We start from the raw sequence: 19,063 nt of genomic DNA on the forward strand, positions 1-19,063 counted from the left end.
ACCTGGCCGGGACATCCCTCACGTGTGGGGCGATGTCCCGGCCACCGCGTCATCTGGGGCGGTGTCCCGGCCACTGCTCCGCCACGGCCTCCGGGGTCAGCAGCGGACGGATCGACAGCTCGCCGGTCACCTTGTCGATGACGACGCAGCCGCCTCCGGCGACGTCCGGCAGGACGCTCGGGTCCTCGGGCTCTGGGGCCTTCGGCCAGGCGACATATCCGCCCTCGAACGCGTGCAGCCCGACCTCGGTGGCCTGCCCCGCGGGAAGCGGCCCGTTGAAGTACTCCTCGGCCAGCGCCCGCGCCCGCTCCGCCGACAACTCACTCACCGGAGCCTCCCCACGCCGCCTCCCCGAATGGCTCCCGAATGGCTCACAGCCGCCTCCCCCGGCGGTCCGTGACGACGCAGAAGACGCCCGTGACCGGACCTCGGGGCGCGTCCACGGACGTGTGACCGCGTTGCGCGTCCACCCACACCACCGCGCCCGCCGAGTTGACCGCGTTCCACGCGTGGGCGCCTCCCGAGGGCCAGCGCGTGACCAGCACGGCCGACGCGCCGTGCCCGCCCGTGCGCAGCCGCTGGGCGATCGCCGTGTACGCGCGGCGGCCCTGCCCGACGTACTCGAAACGGTGCCCCAGCCACCGCTCGGCCCGCGCCACGCCACCCGCCTCACCGGTCAGCGAGGGCCTGCCCAGCCGGTCGTACTCGGGCAGGCGCGGGGCGGCGACCATCGGCTCGCCGTGCCAGGTGGAGATCACCGCCAGCGCGCAGTCGAGGGCGTTGGTCGCCCGGAACGGGTCTTCGCCGGGCCCCTCCCCGTTGACCAGGCGGATCCAAGCGCCGCGCGGGTCGGGGAAACGGGCTCCCGGGGGGAGCACCTGGCACAGGTCCCGCTGGAGCTGCGGGTCCGGCCAGGCGAGCCCGCCCGGCGTCCCGTAGGGCCTGCACGTGTCCAGCCGAGGCGGCCTGCCCGGCATGTCGAACCAGTCCTCGACCGGCCCCGGCCACGGCGGGGGCGGCGCCTCGGCCGCGAGGACCTCGTCGCGGGCCGGGGTCGCGTGCCACGTCCCGGAGTCGTGGGCGGGCGTCGCGTGCCACGTCCCGGAGTCGTGGGTGGCGACCGGCGCGGGACGCCACTCGCCGGCGTGTGCCTCGGCGGCCAGCTCGTAGTCGCGCCAGCGGACGCCGTCGGCCGTGACGACCGGGTTGTACCTCACCACCGTGGAACGTCCCCGGAACGTCCTCGGCGCGCCGTCATGCCTGGATCCGGACATGGTCTCCCCCAACCCCCGTACCCCCCCGGACAGACGTCGATCGTAGGGCCGCGTCTCGGCGGGGGACGGCCGATTCGGGGATTCACCTGGGGCCACCGGTCTCCCCCGTACCGAGTCCTCTTCGGCTGCGAAGCCATATCAAGCGGAGATCAACCCTGCCCCTGCCGCAGCCAGTACGCCCGGAAGGTACGGCGCATGCGCGCACCCCTCGGGTGAGCTCACTTCACCACGACGAGGATGGAGTGCCAGCCCGTCGCGCCGTCCGGGATGACCGGGGCGTAGTCGGGCGTCTGGGTGTAGCCGGTGGCGTCGGTGGCGCGAACCTCGATCGTGTGCTCGCCGGGAGTGGCGTCCCAGCCGTCCACGACCCACTGCCGCCAGGTGTCGATGCCCGGCACCTCGGCGAGGCTGGCCTGCCGCCACGGGCCCTTGTCGACGCGCACCTCGACCGCGTCGATGCCCTTGTGCTGCGCCCAGGCCACACCGGCGATCCGCGTCCGGCCCGCGCGGATGGTGGAGCCGCCCCGGGGCAGGTCGATGCGGGACTCCGTCTTGATCGGGCCCTTGGGCGCCCAGCCGCGCTCGGTCCAGTACGCCTCCTCCTGGTCGTAGCGGCCGACCTTGATCTCGGTGATCCACTTCGTCGCCGAGACGTAGCCGTACAGGCCGGGGACGACCTGGCGCACCGGGAAGCCGTGCGCGAGCGGAAGGGGCTCGCCGTTCATGGCGATGGCGAGCAGCGCGTCGCGGCCGTCCATCACGACGTCCACGGGGGTGCCGGATGTCCAGCCGTCGGTGGACGTCGACAGCAGCATGTCGGCGCCGGACTGGACGCCCGCCTCGCGCAGTATGTCGGCCAGGCTCGCGCCGAGCCAGCGGGCGTTGCCGACGTACGGGCCGCCGACGTCGTTGGAGACGCAGGTCAGCGTCACGTCGGCCTCCCTCAGCGGGCGCCTCAGGAGCTGGTCGTAGGTCAGCTCGACGGGTCGGTCCACCATGCCGTGGATCTTCAGCTTCCACGTCTTGGGGTCGACCTGCGGGAGGACCAGCGCGGTGTCGATGCGGTAGAAGTCCCGGTTCGGGGTGACGAAGGGGGAAAGGTCCTTCAGTCGCAGGTCGGCGCCCACCGGGATCGGCCTGAGCGGCTTCGCGGGCCTGGGCAGTGCGATCTTGGCCCGTTCGGCGCCGACTTCCAGGCGCCCGGCCAGTCCCCGTCCCGCCAGCCCGGCGACCCCCGCGACGGCGACGCCCGCGACGACGCCGGTGAGCAGGCCGCGCCGGTCGAACTCGTGCGGCCGGCCGCCCGCGCGCATGACGGCGGGGTACCGCGCCCGGTCGACGTCGCCGTCGCCCGCGACCCGATGTCCGCCAGCGCCCGTGGCGCCCTCGCCACCGTGAGCCCCGGCGACCTCGCCACCGTGAGCGCCCTCGCCACTGTCGCGCACGGCGGAGTGGTCCTGGTCCAGGCCGGCGTGGCGACCGGGCGGCCAGGCGCGGCGGACGATGACGCGCAGCGCCCAGGCCCCGACGGCCGCGCCGAGGACCGACGGGACGGCATCCAGCGACCCCGCGTCCGGCCGGGTGGACGCCGCGACCGCGCCGACCAGCCCGAAGACGAGCAGCCCGGCCGTCGCGAGCCCGGGCCGGCGGCGGGCGAGCAGGCCGAGCCCGGCCGCGACGAGCGCGAGCACCACCACGATGCCGCCGATGAGCACGACCTTGTCGTTCGTGCCGAACGTGCGGATCGCCCAGTCCTTCAGGGCCTGCGGGGTGCGGTCGACCGTCGCGTCGCCGACCGCGATGACCGGCGCCGCGCCCGGGTCGATCAGCCCGGCGGCGAGCTGGCCGACTCCGAGCGCCACGGCGCCCGCCACCAGCCCGGCGAGCGCCGCCGCCCACGCGTCCGCACGCGAACGCGCGTTGAAGTCCTTCACACAGCGAACGCTACGCCCAAAAGCCCCCGCCGGTTCTTACGCCCTGGTTACGGGAACCTGGGCGTACCAGGCGGGTACCGCCGCCGGGTGACGGGGCTGCGCCTATGGCCTCGCTCCGCTCGGCTGGTTCAGCCGAGCAGGTCGCGCAGGGCGGGGACGAGCGCGCGGAAGGCCCGCCCGCGGTGGCTGATCGCGTCCTTCTCGGCCGGGGACATCTCGGCGGTCGTGCGCGTCTCGCCCTCCGGCACGAAGATCGGGTCGTACCCGAACCCGTTGGTGCCGCGCGAGGCGCGGACGAGCGCGCCATGAAGAGCGCCCTCGACCACGCGCTCCTCACCGGACGGCAGGGCGGCGGCGGCCGCGCAGGCGAAGTGGGCGCCCCTGCGGCCGTCGGGAACGTCGGAGACCTGGGCGAGCAGGAGCCGCAGGTTCCCGGCGTCGTCGCCGTGCGACCCCGACCAGCGGGCGGAGAAGACGCCCGGCATGCCGTTCAGCGCCTCGACGCACAGCCCGGAGTCGTCGGCGACGGCGGGCAGCCCGCTGGCCGAGGCGACGGCGTGCGCCTTGAGCAGAGCGTTCTCGGCGAACGTGAGGCCGGTCTCGGCGACCTCGCCGATCTCGGGGAACTCCTCCAGGCCGACGAGCTCGATCTTCTGATCGGCCTCCGCCAGGATGCGGCGAAGCTCGACTATCTTGCCCTGGTTGCGCGTGGCGAGCACGACTCGCGCCACACCGCTCATGCGAGCGCCTCACGCTGGCGGACGGTCAGCTCGGCGCAGCCCCCGGCGGCGAGGTCGAGCAGCGAGTCGAGCGCGCCGCGGTCGAAGGGAACGCCCTCGGCGGTGCCCTGGACCTCGACGAACTCCCCCGACCCGGTCATGACGACGTTCATGTCCGTTTCGGCCGCGACGTCCTCGCTGTAGCAGAGGTCGAGCAGGGTGGAGGTGCCCACGACGCCCACCGAGACGGCGGCGACGGAGTTGACCAGCGGGTCGCCCGGGCACATCTTGCGCGCGCGCATCCACGCCACGGCGTCGGCGAGCGCGACGTAGGCCCCGGTGATGGCGGCGGTGCGCGTGCCGCCATCGGCCTGCAGAACGTCGCAGTCGAGGACGATGCTGTTCTCGCCGAGGGCCTTGTAGTCGACGCAGGCGCGCAGGGACCGCCCGATCAGGCGGGAGATCTCGTGCGTGCGCCCGCCGATCTTGCCGCGCACCGACTCGCGGTCGCCGCGGGTGTTGGTGGCCCGGGGCAGCATGGCGTACTCGGCGGTGATCCAGCCGAGCCCGCTGCCCCTGCGCCATCGCGGCACGCTGTCCTGCACAGAGGCGGCGCACAGCACTTTGGTGCGCCCGAACTCCACGAGGACCGAGCCCTCGGCGTGAGCGAGCCAGCCACGGGTGATCGTGACGGGCCGAAGCTGATCGGGCCTGCGCCCGTCTTCACGTGCCATGGGCTCACCTTAGGTCATACACGGCCCCGCTCCGCGCGAGTTCGATGTCGCCGCCGAAGCCCGCGCGACGGGCCTCGGCGAGCACCTCCGCGGGGTCGTACCAGGGCACCAGGTGGGTGAGCACCAGCGTGCCGACACCGGCGCGCGCGGCGTGCTCGGCCGCCTGCCCGCCGGTCATGTGCAGGCCCTTCGGATTGCCCGGACGGTCCAGGAAGGACGCCTCGCAGAGCAGGATGTCGGCGTCCGCGGCGAGTTCGACCAGCTCGGGGCACTCGCCGGTGTCACCGGAGTACGCCACCGAGCGCCCGCCGTGCGAGACGCGGAAGCCGTAGGTCTCGACGGGGTGGTTCATCAGGGCGGCGGTCACCTCGAACGGGCCCACGCGGAAGACGCCCGGCGCGAGCGGCGCGAAGTCGAACGCGGTCTCCAGGCCCGGCTCCTCGTCCATGCCGTAGGCGGCGGCGAGGCGGCGCGGGGCGTCCCGGGGCGCGTGGACCGGGACGCGCGGCAGGGGCCGGACGGGGGCGTAGGTGCGCACGACGTGATAGGCGCACAGGTCCAGGCAGTGGTCGGCGTGCAGGTGGGACAGGCAGATGGCGTCGACGTCGTACAGGCCGATATGCCGCTGCAGGGGTCCGAGCGAGCCGTTGCCGAAGTCGAGCAGCATGCGGAAGCCCTCGGCCTCCAGCAGATAACAGGACGCAGGGCTGTCCGGGCCGGGAAAGCTCCCGGAGCATCCCACGATCGTCAGCTTCACGGCTTTCTCCTCACTCTCCCGGCGCGGCGCGCCCCTCCCCGAGGCCGCCTGTCGCACCGGCTCGCTGTTGTGCCCCGCATCACCGCCCACCCCCGAGCGCCTGACCCGCCCGACCCGCCTAACCGGGCTGGACGGGCGCGGTCAGCGCCTCCTCGTCCGCCGTCCCGCCGAGCGGCGCGCGTTCGACGGTGACGATCTCGGGGCCGAGGAAGCGCCGGCCGAGGTCGGCGAACAGGGTGCCGTCGCCGGTCGCGCGGAACCGGTGCCGGGGCCCTGTACCCTGCCCCACCAGCCCGCGGTCGTGCAGGACGCGGAAGACGTCCTTGGCGGTCTCGTCCGCGCTCGACACCAGCGTGACGCCCTCCCCCATCACATAGGAGATGGCCCCGGCGAGCAGCGGGTAGTGGGTGCAGCCGAGGATCAGCGTGTCGCAGCCCTCGTCGATCACCGGCCGCAGGTACCCGCGGGCGACCTCGATCAGCTCCTCGCTCATCGTCTCTCCGCGCTCCACGAACTCCACCAGCCGGGGGGCGGCCACGCCGGTGAGGCGGACGTCCGGGGCGGCCGCGAAGGCGTCGTGGTAGGCCATCGACTCGATGGTGGCGCGGGTCGCGATCACCCCGACCCGGCCGTTCCTGGTGGCCCGCACGGCCCTGCGCGTCGCCGGGAGGATCACCTCCACCACCGGGACGTCGTAGCGCTCCCTGGCGTCCCTCAGGACGGCCGCGCTGGCGCTGTTGCAGGCGATCACGAGCATCTTGACGTCGGCCTCGACGAGGTGGTCCATGACCTGGAGGGCGTAGGCGCGCACCTCGGCGATGCGCTTGGGCCCGTACGGCTGGCGCGCGGTGTCGGCGACGTAGAGGATCGACTCGCCCGGAAGCTGGTCGATGATCGCCCGCGCGACGGTGAGGCCGCCGACGCCGCTGTCGAAGATCCCGATCGCGGGCTCCTCGCGGCCGATGTCCTCGCCCGAGGACTCCCTGATGCTGACCCACGGCGTGTGGGCGACGCTCCCGATGTCCGACATGATTCCCAAGGTTAGGGGAGCGCGGTCAATCGCTCGCGGTAAGAATCCTCACACGGCGGTAATCGTCTATGCCGGCCCGGTCGCGTCGGCTCGCCCGCCCCGGCCGAGGCGGGCGAGCTGGCGCGACTGGGCGACGAGGTGGCCCGCGGAGTCCCACACCTCGACGTCCTCGTCGAACCAGCCGTCCCTGATCAGCCGTCCGTGGCCGATGAGCGTGAGCCAGCCGGGCGCGGGCAGGGCGCGCAGGTGCCAGGTCAGCTCCACGGTGGGGGCCCAGCCGCGGCTCCCGGCCGAGAACACGACCGGCGGCAGCGCGTCCACGGCCAGGGCCAGGACGAACGGGTCGGGGTCCTGCGGCTCGGCCATGCGGAAGTACGCGCGCGACTCGGGCCGTCCGGTCGGCTCGCCGTGGAGCCAGCCGATGGTGGGCGGGTCGAAGCGCAGCTCCATGCGGGCGCTGAACGTCATGTTCGACTCGGGCTTTGGCTCGGGCAGCGTCACGCATTCCTCGACGGGGGGCATGGCGACGGCGGGCGTCCCCGACCAGGTGCTCGCGGCGTCGCCGAGCGTGGCGGTCGTGACGAGGGCGTCGAGGTGGGCCCGGCCGTCTCGGACCAGCGTGGCCCGGGTCACGGTGGCCGTCCTGCCGATCTTGACCTGTTCCAGGTGGACCCGGGCCGGGCCCGGCGCCGCCGCGCGGAGGAACTGGACGGATGTCGAGACGGGGTGGTCGTGCGGGGAGGCGTCGACGACCGCCCGCAGCAGCGCGGCCATGAGGTAGCCGCCGTTGAGCGGGCCGCCGATGGAGTAGCCGGGGTCCAGGCACACGTCGTAGGTCGTCGCGTCGACCCGGATGGCCTGGGTGGCCTCGTCGAACTTCGTCATCTGTCCCCTTGAGCCCTCGCCCGGCCGAACCTGCCGAATATTGTTCTGTTCGCCCTCACTTTACCGACGCCCGGTGGCGCCCTGGCGGCGGAGGGGCCGCGAACGCTCGGCCCGACTTGAAATATCCCTACCTTATGCAGGCGAAAGCGTCTTGCAAGCGGCCTGCTACCGGGACGATCTACTTTCATGACCGAACCCCATGAGACGGCGAGAGTGGATCATGTCTGACCAGCAGCCCTATCCCCCGTACCCCTTCAACCAGGACCCGGAGGCCACGGTGCACTACCGGACGCCCGGCGGCGGGCCCACTCCCGCCGGGTACGGCCGGCAGGCTGGATACGGCCAGCAGCCAGGGTACGAACAGCAGGCCGGATACGGGCAGCAGGCGGGCTACGGACAGCAGCCGTACGGCTATGCCCCGCCGCCGGTGGAGGGCCCACCGACCTGGCAGGGCGGAGAGCTCGGGCCGCCCATGCAGCCCCCGCCCCCGCCGGGCCACCGGAGGAAGCGGCGCGGCGGCTGGTTACTGGCCGTGATCGCCGCCGTGATCGTGGCGCTGGTCGGCGGTGGCGGCGTGTACGCGATGAACCTGCTCAGCGGCGGCGGGACCCAGCCCGAGGACGTGCTGCCCGGCGACGCCCTGGTGTACGCGCGGCTGGACCTCGACCCGTCCGCGGCCCAGAAGCTGGCGCTGTTCAGCCTGGCGCGCAAGTTCCCCGCGACCCAGGACAGCTTCTCCGGCGACGACCCGCGCAAGGCGCTGGCCGAGCTGATCGGCAAGAGCGGCGCCCTTGACAAGATCGATTACGCCCGCGACATCCAGCCCTGGCTCGGCGACCGGATCGGTCTCGCGCTGCGCGCCCCCGCCGACACGAAGAAGGGGCAGCCCGAGGTCGTGCTCGCCGTCCAGGTCACCGACGAGGCCGCCGCCCGCACGGGGCTGGCCAAGCTGAACAAGGGCGGCGAACTGAAGGGCCTGGCCTTCCGCGAGGGCTACGCGCTCATGGCCGTGACCCAGCGGGCCGCCGACGGGTACGCCGCCGCCGCTCCGCTGTCGGCCAACGCGAACTTCACCGCCGACCTCAAGTCCCTCGGCGACCCCGGCATCCTGTCCTTCTGGGCGGACATGGGACATCTCTCCAAGATCATCGCTGACACCACGGGCGCCGACCGCGCCGCCCTCGGCCTCGCCGAGAACGCGCGCTTCGCCGGAGCCCTGCGCTTCGACAGCGGCTACGCCGAGCTGAGCGTCGCCACCAGCGGCGTGAAGGCCGTCGACGCGAGCGAGCCGAGCCGTATCGCCGACCTGCCCGCCTCGACCGTCGGCGCGGTCTCGATCTCCGGGCTCGGCGACCTGCTCTCCAAGCAGTGGCCCGAGCTGCTCAAGACCATCGAGTCGGCCGCCGGGGCCCAGGGCGGCGGCGACATCGTCGCGATGGCCCAGCAGGCGTACGGCATCACGCTGCCGGACGACGCGGTGACCCTGCTCGGCAAGAACCTCACCGTCGCGGTCGACGAGAAGGGCCTGGACGGGGAACTGCCCAACATCGGCGCGGTGCTCACCACCGACCCCGCCAAGGCGCAGGAGGTCGTCGCCAAGCTGGAGGCAGCCGCCCAGAAGTCCGGCACGGGGGTGCCGCAGATCGCCAAGGTGGCCGCGGACGGGCGGCTCGTGCTCGCCGGCACCGAGGCCTACGCGGCGCTGCTCGCGCAGGACGGGACGCTCGGCGACAGCGAGACCTTCAAGACCGCGGTCCCCGACGCCGGCTCGGCGAGCACCGCGCTGTACGTCGACCTGGACAAGCTGGAGAAGTACTACCTGAACTCGCTGAACGGCGACGAGAGGGCGAGCGTGGAGAAGCTGAAGGCCGTGGGCATCAGCGGCCGGCAGTCCGGCGACACCGGGTCCTTCACCCTGCGGGTCCTGTTCAACTGAGGTACCAACGAAGGGCCGGCTCCCCGTCCGGGGGCCGGCCCTTCGTCGTACGTCCGAAACGAGCAGCGCCGAGACTTCGCCCAGAACCAGCTCAGGATCGGCTCGTGATCGGCTCAAAACCGGTACAGAACCGGCTCAGAGCGGGCACTGAGGCCAGGCCCAGAGCTGCTGGCACCGACGCTAGGCCCAGAGCTGGCCCTCCAGGCGGTCCTCGGCCTCGTCCAGGGTGCCCTCGTAGGCGCCCGTGGACAGGTACTTCCAGCCACCGTCGGCCACGATGAACGCGATGTCGGCGCGCTCGCCCGCCTTCACCGCCTTGGCCGCCATGCCGAGCGCCGCGTGCAGCGCGCAGCCGGTGGAGATGCCGGCGAAGATGCCCTCGGCGCCGAGCAGCTCGCGGGTGCGCCGCAGCGCGTCGGCCGAGGTCACGGAGTAGCGCGTGGTGAGGACGTCGGCGTCGTAGATCTCGGGGATGAAGCCCTCGTCCACGTTGCGCAGCCCGTACACCAGCTCGCCGTACCGCGGCTCGGCGGCGACGATCTGGACGCCGGGCACCCGCTCGCGCAGGAAGCGCCCGACCCCCATCAGCGTGCCGGTGGTGCCGAGCCCGGCCACGAAGTGCGTGATCGAGGGAAGGTCCTCGAGGATCTCGGGCCCGGTCGACTCGTAGTGGGAGCGCCAGTTCGCCGGGTTTCCGTACTGGTAGAGCATCACCCACGAGGGGTTCTCGGCCGCGAGCCCCTTGGCGACGCGCACGGCCTCGTTGGAGCCGCCCGCCGCCGGCGAGGAGATGATCTCGGCTCCCCACATGCGCAGAAGCTGGCGGCGCTCCTCGGAGGTGTTCTCCGGCATGACGCAGATCAGCTTGTAGCCCTTGAGCCGGGCGGACATGGCCAGCGAGATGCCGGTGTTGCCCGAGGTCGGCTCCAGGATCGTGCAGCCGGGGCTGAGCAGGCCGTCCTTCTCCGCCTGCTCGATCATCCACAGCGCCGGGCGGTCCTTGACCGAGCCGGTCGGATTGCGGTCCTCCAGCTTCGCCCAGACGCGGACGTCCGGGGACGGGGACAGGCGTGGCAGCCCCACGAGCGGCGTGCGCCCGACCGATTCGATCAGCGAGTCGAAGCGCATGACTAGCGCGCGCCCCCGGCCACGGCGGGGAGCACCGTGACGGTGTCGCCGTCTGAGACGGGAGTGTCGAGGCCGCCCAGGAAGCGGACGTCCTCGTCGTTGAGGTAGACGTTGACGAACCGGCGCAGGCCGGACTCGTCGACGATGCGCTCCTTGATGCCGGGGTGGCGGGACTCCAGGTCGCCGATCAGGTCGGACAGCGTCGCACCGGCGCCGCTGACGGACTTCTCGCCGCCGGTGTAGGTGCGGAGGATGGTCGGAATGCGAACCTCGATGGCCATCGCGGGTCAGTCTCCTTGGTCATTTGTCGTCGCGGGGGCGCCCAACGGGTGCGAACACGCGTCGGGAGGACGGGATTCCTGCGATCAGGAACAGTCGTAGACGACGGCACAGGGAGTGTGCCCGAAAAGGTGCGTCCGCACGGGCGACGAAGGCCCGGGGCGCACCCTGGCGCTCCCGATCTCCGGGTCAATCGTCAGCATGTTCCCAACTCTACAGCGTCCGGGCGTTCGCGCCGATGGCCGAAACCGCGCCGGACGGCGGACCGTTCAGGCGGGGACGATCTTCACGTCCTCCTCGGTGATGACGCCGTCGATGATCCGGTAGGAGCGGAACTGCACCGCGTCGGCGTCGGCCGTGGACACCAGCACGTAGTGGGCGTTCGGCTCGGAGGCGTAGGAGACGTCGGTGCGCGAGGGATATGCCTCGGTGGCGGTGTGGGAGTGGTAGACGACCACGGGCTCCTCGTCACGGTCGTCCATCTCGCGCCACACCCGGAACTGCTCCATCGAGTCGAAGCGGTAGAACGTGGGCGAACGCTCGGCGTTCTCCATGGGAATGAACCGCTCGGGACGGTCGGAGCCGACCGGCCCCGCGATCACCCCGCACGCCTCGTCCGGGTGATCGGCCCAGGCGTGGGCGATGATCTTGTCGACCAGTTCCCGTGAGATCGTCAGCATGCCTGGAAGTTACCAAAGCGCGCGGACCAGTGTGTCCTGCAGGTAGGTCAGCCAGTCGTAGGTCACGTACGCCGGGTAGCGCGGGTCGTCCTCGGACATGTCGGACAGCTCTTCGTGGATCTCCTCGGTGACCTCCAGGCGCACGCCGAGGGCCAGCCGGACGTCGTTCAGCGCGCGTAGCCACGCCTGCGCCTGGTCGGCGGTGAGGCGGACCTCCCCCTGCTCGGCGGTCTCCAGCAGCGTCTCGGCGTCGGCGCGCTTGCCCTCGCGCAGCGTGGCCTCGGTGTAGCGCCGGAACTCCGCCGACGCCTTCTCGTCGTCGGCGTAGGCGGAGGGGAACAGGCGGGCGAGCACCGGATCAGAGGGCTCCTCGGCCTCGCCGATGCCGAGCGCGCGCTCCAGCGGGTCCTGCCCGGTGGAGCCGGGCTGCACCAGACCGAGGACCTGCGCCACCAGCGAGCGCAGGATCGACGCCTCCCCGCCGTCCAGGAAGATCGTCACGCCTCCGCCGAGGCCCGCGCTGAAGCCCGTGCTCACGCCGAATCCCGCTGGACGGTGGCCCACAGGCCGTAGGAGTGCAAGATCTGCACGTCGCGTTCCATCTCCTCGCGGGTGCCGCTCGCCACCACGGCCCTGCCCTTGTGGTGCACGTCGAGCATGAGCTTCTCGGCCTTCTCACGGGGGTAGCCGAAGACGGTCTGGAAGACGTACGTCACGTACGACATCAGGTTGACCGGGTCGTTCCAGACGATCGTCAGCCAGGGGAGATCGGGCCGGACGTCCATCGACGGACGTGCGACCTCAGCCGGCGCGGTACTACCCACATTCCCATCCTGCCCTACCCCGGTCGTAGTCTTCGACTTGTGAAGATGGGGATGAGCAGCGCGTTGCTTACCGATCACTATGAGCTGACGATGCTGCAGGCGGCATTGGCCAGCGGTGCGGCCCACAGGCGCGCGGTGTTCGAGGTCTTCGCCCGCCACCTTCCCGGCGGCCGCCGGTACGGGGTCGTCGCGGGCACCGGGCGCGTGCTGGACGCCCTCGCCGGCTTCCGCTTCGGCGACGCCGAGCTGGCGTACCTGCGCGAGAACCGCGTCGTCGACGACGAGACCCTCGGCTTCCTGGCGTCCTACCGCTTCTCGGGCGACGTCCGCGGCTACCGCGAGGGCGAGTGCTACTTCCCCGGCTCGCCGATCATGGTCGTGGACGGAACGTTCGCCGAGGCGGGGCTGCTGGAGACGGTGATCCTCTCCATCCTCAACCACGACTCGGCCATCGCGTCGGCGGCCTCGCGCATGGTGGGGGCCGCCGGCTCGCGGCCGATCATCGAGTTCGGCTCCCGGCGCACCCACGAGGCCGCCGCCGTCGCCTCGGCCAGGGCCGCCTACCTCGCGGGCTTCTCCTCCACCTCCAACCTCATGGCCGGCAGCGTCTACGGCGTGCCGACGGCCGGCACCGCCGCCCACGCGTTCACGCTCCTGCACGACTCGGAGTACGACGCCTTCCAGGCGCAGATCGACTCCCTCGGGGCGGAGACGACGCTGCTGATCGACACCTACGACGTCGCCAAGGCCGTGCGCACGGCGGTGGAGCTGGCCGGGCCGGCGCTCGGGGCGGTCCGCATCGACTCCGGCGACCTCGCCGTGGCCGCGCACGAGGTGCGGGAGATGCTCGACTCGCTCGGCGCGACGCGCACCCGCATCGTGGTCACCAGCGACCTGGACGAGTACTCCATCGCCGCCCTCGCCGCCGCGCCGGTCGACGGGTACGGTGTCGGGACCTCGGTCGTCACCGGCTCGGGCGTGCCGACGGCGGCCATGGTGTACAAGCTGGTCGCCCGCGAGGACGCCGACGGCGTGCTCCAGCCGGTGGCCAAGAAGTCGGTCGGCAAGCCGAGCCGGGGCGGCGGCAAGAACGCGTTCCGGGCCCTGGAGGACGGAACCGCCGTCGCCGAGCTGGTCACCTCCGCCGACGCGCCCGCCCCGGCGGGGGCCCGGCCGCTGCTGCACGAGCTGGTTCGCGGGGGCGAGATCGTCGGGCGTGAGCCGCTGGGCGCCGCCAGGGAACGCCACCGGGCCTCGGTGAACGAGCTGCCCGTGCTGGCCCGGCAGCTCTCCCACGGCGACCCGGTGATCCCCACCGTCTTCTCCTAGCCGCCCTCGCGAACCGTAGTCTCCCTTGTCGCTGGACTTCCCGACATATCCCCTTTGATCCCCCGGTGGCCGGGGCGGCGCGTCCCCGGCCACGCGACCGAAACGAGGCCGACCATGAACCCGGAGAACCGCGAGAACCCCGTGGATGTCGAGAACCCGGCGGGCGGGACGACCCCGGACGGCCCGGCGAACACGGCGAACACGGCGCTGATCATCGTCGACGTGCAGAACGACTTCTGCGAGGGCGGCAGCCTGGCCGTCGCGGGCGGCGCCGGGGTGGCGGCGGCGATCGGCCCGCACGCCGCCGCCGAGCCGTACGCGCACGTGGTGGCCACCCGCGACTACCACGTCGACCCCGGGGCCCACTTCGCCGAGCACCCCGACTACGTCCACAGCTGGCCCGCGCACTGCGTGGTCGGCACCCCCGGCGCCGGGTTCCACCCCGCCCTCGACACCTCCCCCATCGAGGAGGTCTTCAGCAAAGGCCGCCACAGCGCCGCCTACAGCGGCTTCGAGGGACACGGCGAGGACGGCACGGGGCTGGCCGAATGGCTGCGCTCGCGCGGCGTGGAACACGTGGACGTCGTGGGCATCGCCACCGACCACTGCGTGCGCGCCACCGCCCTCGACGCCGTGAGGAACGGCTTCACCGTCCGCGTCCTGCTCGACCTGACCGCCGGCGTCGCGCCCCGGACCACCGAAGCCGCCCTCGCCGAGCTCAGGGCCGCAGGGGTCCACCTCACCGGCGCCCCGGTGCTCGCGACCCCCTGACCGCGCCGGCCGCGGCGTCACACCTCGGCGGGAACCGGCAGCTCCTCGGGGTCGGGCAGGAGGCTCGCGATGAGCTCCCACACGCGCTGGACCTCGACGAAGATCAGCCGCAGGTCGCCGTCGGGGGTCAACGTCCCCGGCATCATCGGCTCGGCGAGGCTCTCGCACAGCCAGTAGCCGAGAGGGCCGCAGTCCAGCACGGTGATGCCGCGGACCTCCGTGCCCGATCCGTCCCGGTTGGGCCACGCCGCGGTCATCCGCCAGTTGGCGTTGAGCTGCAGCAACAGATGGGTGAAGATCGTCAGCTCGGGCTCGGTCAGATCGTCCTCGGCGGCCAGCACCGCACGTAACAGCGCGGCGGTCTCCTGGACGCGGGTGGGGTCCATACGGGCGAGCGCGGCGAACCCGGCGTCCATGGCGGCGACCCTCGTGGTCACGACGGGGGCGACCGGAGGCTTGACCCCCCGGTCGCGCAGGCCGACCACCCGCGCCAGCGACCACACCAGCGCGCCGAGGTCGGTGGGCACGTACTCCGACTCCGCCTCGCCGGGCCATCCCTCGAACACGTAACAGGCGTGGTGCCCGATGACCGCGCCGTGGCTGGTCGGCCCCTCACTGCCCGTGATCTCGACCTGGACCAGCACGAGCGGCTCGGCGATCACGTCGGCGAGGGTGGCCAGCTCGGGGATGACCTCGCCCATGTCGCCGAGGAGCCCCGCCGCCCACAGCTCGTCGCGGGCGCCCAGCAGGTCGGCGGTGACCGGCACCCCTTCGTACAGGCAGCCCAGCACCCCGAGGTGAGCCGGGCTCAGCCGGAAGCGGTCACGCGCGCTGTCGAAGGAGGGCATCGATCGATCTTCCTGCCTGGGCCGGGACGCACGAGCTTAGCGCGAGCGCTGGTTGGCCCACTTGCGGATGGTTTCGATGCGCTGGCGGATCTGCTCGGCGGTGGCCTGCGCGATGGCGGGGCCGCCGCAGGTGCGGCGAAGCTCGGCGTGGATGACGCCGTGCGGCTGGCCGGTGCGGTGGTTCCAGGCGCCGACGAGGCCGTTGAGCTCCTTGCGCAGGGCCGCGATCTCCTCGTGCGGGCTCAGGGCGGGCTCCGGCCGGGGTTCGGCCGCCTGGCGCCGCTTGGCGGCCTGCTGCTCGGCCTGGTGCTTGCGGAGCAGGACCGCCACCTGGTCGGGCTCCAGCAGCCCGGGAAGGCCCAGGAAGTCCTCCTCCTCGGGAGAGCCGGGCGCGGCGGCCGTGCCGAACTCGCCGCCGTCGAACAGGACGCGGTCGAAGGTGGCCGACGCCTCGACCGTCTCGAACGGCAGCTCGTCGCCGAGGACGTCGGGATTGTCCTTCTTCTGCTGGGCCTCCTCGACCAGGAAATCGTCGAGGCCTTCCTCGGGGAGCTTGCGGTCGAGGACGTGGTCGCGCTCGGCCTCCATCTCGCCCGCCAGCCCCATCAGGGTGGGCACGGAGGGCAGGAACACCGAGGCGGTCTCTCCCCGCTTGCGCGCCCGGACGAAGCGCCCCACGGCCTGGGCGAAGAACAGCGGCGTGGACACGCTGGTGGCGTAGACGCCCACGGCCAGCCGGGGAATGTCGACGCCCTCGGACACCATGCGGACCGCGACCAGCCAGCGTTCGTCCGAGGCGCTGAACTGCTTGATCTTGTCCGAGGCGCCGGGGTCGTCGGAGAGCACGATCGTGGCGCCCTCGCCGGTGATCGCCCGCAGGTGCTTGGCGTACGCGCGGGCGGTCTCGTGGTCGGTGGCGATGACCATGGCCCCGGCGTCGGGCACGCCCCGGCGGACCTCGGCGAGCCGCCGGTCGGCCGCGCGCAGAACCTGGCGGATCCAGTCGCCCTTCGGGTCGAGCGCGGCCCGCCAGGCCTGCCCGAGCTGGTCCTTGGTGAGGGGGGTGCCGAGGGTGGCGGTGATCTCGTCGCCCGCGCGGGTGCGCCACCGCATCTCGCCGGCGTACGCCAGGAAGATCACGGGACGGACGACGCCGTCGGCCAGCGCCGGGGCGTAGCCGTAGGAGTAGTCGGAGACGCTGCGCCGCACGCCCTCGCCGTCCTCGGCGTAGGTGACGAACGGAATGGGGTTGGTGTCCGACCGGAACGGCGTGCCGGTGAGGGCCAGGCGCCTGGCGGCGGGCTCGAACGCCTCGCGCACGCCGTCGCCCCACGACTTGGCGTCGCCCGCGTGGTGGATCTCGTCGAAGATGACGAGGGTCCGGCGGTACTCGGTGCGGGAGCGGTGGAGCGCGGGGTGCATGGACACCTGGGCGTAGGTGACCGCCACGCCCATGTAGTCGCGCGAGGTGGCGCCCTGGCTGTTCTTGAACTCCGGGTCGATGGCGATGCCCACCCGGCCGGCGGCGTCGGCCCACTGGCGCTTGAGGTGCTCGGTGGGCGTGACGATCGTCACCCGCTGGACGGTGCCCCGGGCGAGGAGCTCGCTGGCGATGCGCAGCGCGTACGTCGTCTTGCCCGCGCCCGGCGTCGCGACCGTGAGGAAGTCACGCGGCTCGCGCCGGAAGTAGAGGTCGAACGCCTCCTGCTGCCACGCGCGGAGCTTGGGCGCGGTGCCCCACGCGGCGCGGTCGGGATACGAAGGTGACAGATGGGACGCGGCAAACGAGCTCACGCCGACCTCCTCCTCAGACGGCTCCGGCGGCCGGCCGGGCCCTCGCCCCCGTTTGTGATCTTGACGTCGCGCTCGTGTCGGTCCCTCACAGTGAAGCCACCCTAGTGGGGCCGACCGACAAACGCGCCGACGCCCGCGGAATCGCCGCCCGGTGTCCGGCTGCGCCCACGTGGTCTTCTCGCGTCCGCGACCCCTGCCGCCCCGCGGGGCCGACGCCGGCCCCACCCGGCCAGGCGAGCTACCTGAGCCCGTTGACCACGGCGTCGATCTCGGCCCGCCGCCCCGGGTCGTCCGGCTGGGCGAGGCCGACGACGATCACGCTCTTGTCGTCCTTGGTGAGAAGTGTCACCCGCAGGTACGACGGCCGGTTGACGACATCGGTGTACGTCGCGCGAAGCGCCCGTGAATGGCCCGTGTACGCGCCGACGCTCATCCACCGGTCGTCGACGACCTCCATGGTGTCCCCGCGCAGCAGCAGCCGCCCGTACAGGTCCGCGAGCCCGATCGCGGCCTGACGGGGCCCGAGAACGGCCACGGAGTCGGCCGCGCCGCCGGGCCTGGCCATCACCAGCGCGGTGTCCGGCAGGGCCGCGACGGAGGTGAATCCGGTGACCGGCGGGATCGCCCCGCGGGTCCACCCCTTCGGCAACGGGTAGGTGACGCCCGCCGTCGTGTCCGCCACTGCCGAGGGCGCCTCAGGTGAGCGGACGGCGTTCGTGATGACGGCGACCAGACCGGCCACCAGCGCCGTGCCCGCCACCACTGCGACGGCGAGCAGCGCCGCGCGCCTGGCCCACGCGGGCACCGCGACCCGCGACGGCGGCGCGGGCCTGCCGTACACGCGGGCCGAGGGCGGTAAGCCCTCCTCCTGTTCCGGCTCCGGCGGGGCCCATGCCGGATCGCCGTACGGCCGTCGTCCCGTGCGCTGTTCCTCCACGCCGCCTCCTCCCGGTGCTCTGAGTATCGCCACCGAGCCCGCCCCTCCGTCAACGCCGTGTTTATTGCCGAGCCTTCGGCTCGGCGTGTTCGGGGCGCACTTTAGGCGGCGTTCTTCCGCCCTCGCGGGCAAGGGATCGTTCCTCACCCTTGCCCGCGAGGACTCCAGAACACCGCCGCGCCCCGAACAGCGCCTGTTGCCGCGCCTTCGGCATGGCGGTTCGGGACGCCCCTTCAGGCCCCGAAGGGATCACGTGGCGGAGGCGCGGTAGGCGGACCACATGTCGCGCATGCGGGCCGCCTGGCCGGCGGTGAACTGAGACATGCAGCGGTCGTGGGCGTAGTCCATGAAGTTGTGGATCGGATCCTCGCCCGGGTCGGGGCAGGTGTCCTTCTGCACGGGGCAGCCCTGCGTGGGCGTCGCCTCGGGAGGGGTGTCGTCGACGGAGTCGCCGGGCGGGGAGCACCCGTTCTCGAACGTGTGCAGCAGGCCGAGCCAGTGGCCGATCTCGTGGACGGCCGTGTACCCCTTCGAGAAGTCCCGCATGGAACCCCCGGGCAGGCTGCGCCAGTCGATGACCACGCCGTCGTTGGCGGGGCGTCCGGCGTACCAGTGCGGGTAGGTCGCGTACCCGAGCACGAGCTCGCCGAGCTGGGCGATGTAGAGGTTGAGGGTCTCGGGGCCGCCCCTGCGCAGGCGCTGCTTCATGGCGTTCTCGCTCAGCAGCGGTTTGCGGAACCAGACCGGGTTGTCGGTGTGGGTCACGCCGCGCAACTCGAACCTGATGCCGGTGTCCACGCCGCCGAGCCGCCCGCCGTACGCGGCGTTGAGCGTCTCGACCTGCGGCCCGATCGCGGTGTCCGGGACACCCTCGCGCCCGTCGGTGATCACGTGGACCCACAGGGGAACCGTCGTCGTCGTGGGGGGCCGCCGCCGGGGCGGGCCGGGCAGGGACCCCAGGCGGCGGCGCATGCCGGCGAGCATCCGTGCGGCGTCGGCGGCGTTCAGGGAGTACGGCTCGTCCCGCTGTGTCCCGGCCCCGGGCGCCCGGGTGCGTTCGCATGAACGCGCGGCGTCCGCCCGGGCGGGGCCGGAGGGGCCGCCCTGTGTGCCGAGGCACACGAAGGAAACCACGGACGCCAAAGACACGGCCACCGCGCGCCGCACCATGCACTCCCCCGTCGTCGCAGGTCAGAGTGCTGAC

General features: G+C 72.6%; 20 protein-coding genes. 3 read left to right on the plus strand and 17 right to left on the minus strand.

Translation table 11 applies throughout. The annotated features are described in order from the left end of the window. Positions 1-49: 49 nt before the first annotated feature. From AB0M95_RS05840 to AB0M95_RS05875, 8 genes are all read right to left on the minus strand, one after another. Positions 50-328: a hypothetical protein gene (locus AB0M95_RS05840; RefSeq protein ID WP_358515698.1), complete on the minus strand. Its 279-nt coding sequence runs from the start codon at positions 326-328 to the stop codon at positions 50-52. A 43-nt stretch (positions 329-371) separates the two neighbouring features. Next, complete coding sequence (locus AB0M95_RS05845; protein WP_363760049.1) at positions 372-1,274, minus strand: toxin glutamine deamidase domain-containing protein; 903 nt, start codon at positions 1,272-1,274, stop codon at positions 372-374. Positions 1,275-1,492: 218 nt separating this feature from the next. Beyond that, positions 1,493-3,208 (minus strand): molybdopterin-dependent oxidoreductase, encoded by a 1,716-nt coding sequence (locus tag AB0M95_RS05850; protein ID WP_363760052.1) that lies wholly within the window; start codon positions 3,206-3,208, stop codon positions 1,493-1,495. A 128-nt stretch (positions 3,209-3,336) separates the two neighbouring features. Beyond that, positions 3,337-3,948: an RdgB/HAM1 family non-canonical purine NTP pyrophosphatase gene (rdgB, locus tag AB0M95_RS05855; protein ID WP_363760055.1), complete on the minus strand. Its 612-nt coding sequence runs from the start codon at positions 3,946-3,948 to the stop codon at positions 3,337-3,339. Further along, positions 3,945-4,661: a ribonuclease PH gene (rph, locus tag AB0M95_RS05860; RefSeq protein WP_358515711.1), complete on the minus strand. Its 717-nt coding sequence runs from the start codon at positions 4,659-4,661 to the stop codon at positions 3,945-3,947. The genes rdgB and rph overlap by 4 nt, the downstream gene beginning before the upstream one ends. A gap of 4 nt (positions 4,662-4,665) precedes the next feature. Next, positions 4,666-5,418, minus strand: coding sequence for an MBL fold metallo-hydrolase (locus tag AB0M95_RS05865; RefSeq protein WP_363760058.1), 753 nt, complete (start codon positions 5,416-5,418; stop codon positions 4,666-4,668). Positions 5,419-5,536: 118 nt separating this feature from the next. Continuing rightward, positions 5,537-6,448: a glutamate racemase gene (gene murI / locus AB0M95_RS05870; RefSeq protein ID WP_363760061.1), complete on the minus strand. Its 912-nt coding sequence runs from the start codon at positions 6,446-6,448 to the stop codon at positions 5,537-5,539. Between the two features lie 66 nt (positions 6,449-6,514). Continuing rightward, entirely contained in the window at positions 6,515-7,333 is an 819-nt protein-coding gene (locus tag AB0M95_RS05875; RefSeq protein WP_363760063.1) for a thioesterase family protein, read from the minus strand. Between the two features lie 220 nt (positions 7,334-7,553). Between AB0M95_RS05875 and AB0M95_RS05880 the strand changes: the two genes are divergently transcribed. Further along, positions 7,554-9,269, plus strand: a complete 1,716-nt coding sequence (locus AB0M95_RS05880; protein ID WP_363760065.1) for a DUF3352 domain-containing protein — start codon at positions 7,554-7,556, stop codon at positions 9,267-9,269. 180 nt (positions 9,270-9,449) lie between these two features. Here AB0M95_RS05880 and AB0M95_RS05885 read toward each other — a convergent pair whose 3' ends face one another. The 5 genes from AB0M95_RS05885 to clpS form a co-directional block, all read right to left on the minus strand. Continuing rightward, positions 9,450-10,397, minus strand: a complete 948-nt coding sequence (locus AB0M95_RS05885; protein ID WP_363760068.1) for a cysteine synthase — start codon at positions 10,395-10,397, stop codon at positions 9,450-9,452. A 2-nt stretch (positions 10,398-10,399) separates the two neighbouring features. Beyond that, complete coding sequence (locus AB0M95_RS05890; protein ID WP_358515728.1) at positions 10,400-10,678, minus strand: MoaD/ThiS family protein; 279 nt, start codon at positions 10,676-10,678, stop codon at positions 10,400-10,402. Between the two features lie 267 nt (positions 10,679-10,945). Continuing rightward, positions 10,946-11,356: a M67 family metallopeptidase gene (locus AB0M95_RS05895; protein ID WP_358515731.1), complete on the minus strand. Its 411-nt coding sequence runs from the start codon at positions 11,354-11,356 to the stop codon at positions 10,946-10,948. Positions 11,357-11,365: 9 nt separating this feature from the next. Further along, the gene (locus AB0M95_RS05900) at positions 11,366-11,893 is read right to left on the minus strand and encodes a DUF2017 domain-containing protein (protein ID WP_363760072.1); all 528 of its coding nucleotides are present in this window, start codon (positions 11,891-11,893) and stop codon (positions 11,366-11,368) included. Further along, positions 11,890-12,180, minus strand: coding sequence for an ATP-dependent Clp protease adapter ClpS (gene clpS / locus AB0M95_RS05905; RefSeq protein WP_184887440.1), 291 nt, complete (start codon positions 12,178-12,180; stop codon positions 11,890-11,892). The genes AB0M95_RS05900 and clpS overlap by 4 nt, the downstream gene beginning before the upstream one ends. 45 nt (positions 12,181-12,225) lie before the next feature. On the opposite strand from clpS, the gene AB0M95_RS05910 reads away from it, so the two are divergent. After that, positions 12,226-13,509, plus strand: a complete 1,284-nt coding sequence (locus tag AB0M95_RS05910) for a nicotinate phosphoribosyltransferase (RefSeq protein ID WP_363760075.1) — start codon at positions 12,226-12,228, stop codon at positions 13,507-13,509. A 114-nt stretch (positions 13,510-13,623) separates the two neighbouring features. Continuing rightward, the gene (locus tag AB0M95_RS05915; RefSeq protein WP_363760078.1) at positions 13,624-14,280 is read left to right on the plus strand and encodes an isochorismatase family protein; all 657 of its coding nucleotides are present in this window, start codon (positions 13,624-13,626) and stop codon (positions 14,278-14,280) included. Between the two features lie 17 nt (positions 14,281-14,297). On the opposite strand, the gene AB0M95_RS05920 is transcribed toward AB0M95_RS05915, so the two are convergent. The 4 genes from AB0M95_RS05920 to AB0M95_RS05935 all read right to left on the minus strand — a co-directional run bounded on the left by AB0M95_RS05920 (position 14,298) and on the right by AB0M95_RS05935 (position 18,993). Then, positions 14,298-15,128, minus strand: coding sequence for a hypothetical protein (locus AB0M95_RS05920; RefSeq protein ID WP_358515746.1), 831 nt, complete (start codon positions 15,126-15,128; stop codon positions 14,298-14,300). 36 nt (positions 15,129-15,164) lie between these two features. Beyond that, complete coding sequence (locus AB0M95_RS05925) at positions 15,165-16,922, minus strand: DEAD/DEAH box helicase (protein WP_363760081.1); 1,758 nt, start codon at positions 16,920-16,922, stop codon at positions 15,165-15,167. 238 nt (positions 16,923-17,160) lie between these two features. Continuing rightward, positions 17,161-17,859 carry a hypothetical protein gene (locus AB0M95_RS05930; protein WP_363760084.1) on the minus strand — a complete coding sequence of 233 codons (699 nt, stop codon included), beginning with the start codon at positions 17,857-17,859 and terminating at the stop codon, positions 17,161-17,163. Positions 17,860-18,108: 249 nt separating this feature from the next. Then, a complete protein-coding gene (locus tag AB0M95_RS05935) occupies positions 18,109-18,993 on the minus strand; it encodes a zinc metalloprotease (protein WP_363760087.1) in 885 nt (294 codons plus the stop codon). Positions 18,994-19,063 lie beyond the last annotated feature (70 nt).

This window comes from Sphaerisporangium sp. NPDC051017 (assembly GCF_040683095.1).
Classification (GTDB): Bacteria; Actinomycetota; Actinomycetes; order Streptosporangiales; family Streptosporangiaceae; genus Sphaerisporangium.

Coding starts and splice junctions, on each gene's coding strand:
- AB0M95_RS05845 (WP_363760049.1), bottom strand. CDS start 1,274: ATGTCCGGATCCAGGCATGACGGCGCGCCGAGGACGTTCCGGGGACGT.
- rdgB (WP_363760055.1), bottom strand. CDS start 3,948: ATGAGCGGTGTGGCGCGAGTCGTGCTCGCCACGCGCAACCAGGGCAAG.
- rph (WP_358515711.1), bottom strand. CDS start 4,661: ATGGCACGTGAAGACGGGCGCAGGCCCGATCAGCTTCGGCCCGTCACG.
- murI (WP_363760061.1), bottom strand. CDS start 6,448: ATGTCGGACATCGGGAGCGTCGCCCACACGCCGTGGGTCAGCATCAGG.
- AB0M95_RS05875 (WP_363760063.1), bottom strand. CDS start 7,333: ATGACGAAGTTCGACGAGGCCACCCAGGCCATCCGGGTCGACGCGACG.
- AB0M95_RS05880 (WP_363760065.1), top strand. CDS start 7,554: ATGTCTGACCAGCAGCCCTATCCCCCGTACCCCTTCAACCAGGACCCG.
- AB0M95_RS05885 (WP_363760068.1), bottom strand. CDS start 10,397: ATGCGCTTCGACTCGCTGATCGAATCGGTCGGGCGCACGCCGCTCGTG.
- AB0M95_RS05890 (WP_358515728.1), bottom strand. CDS start 10,678: ATGGCCATCGAGGTTCGCATTCCGACCATCCTCCGCACCTACACCGGC.
- AB0M95_RS05895 (WP_358515731.1), bottom strand. CDS start 11,356: ATGCTGACGATCTCACGGGAACTGGTCGACAAGATCATCGCCCACGCC.
- AB0M95_RS05910 (WP_363760075.1), top strand. CDS start 12,226: ATGGGGATGAGCAGCGCGTTGCTTACCGATCACTATGAGCTGACGATG.
- AB0M95_RS05915 (WP_363760078.1), top strand. CDS start 13,624: ATGAACCCGGAGAACCGCGAGAACCCCGTGGATGTCGAGAACCCGGCG.
- AB0M95_RS05920 (WP_358515746.1), bottom strand. CDS start 15,128: ATGCCCTCCTTCGACAGCGCGCGTGACCGCTTCCGGCTGAGCCCGGCT.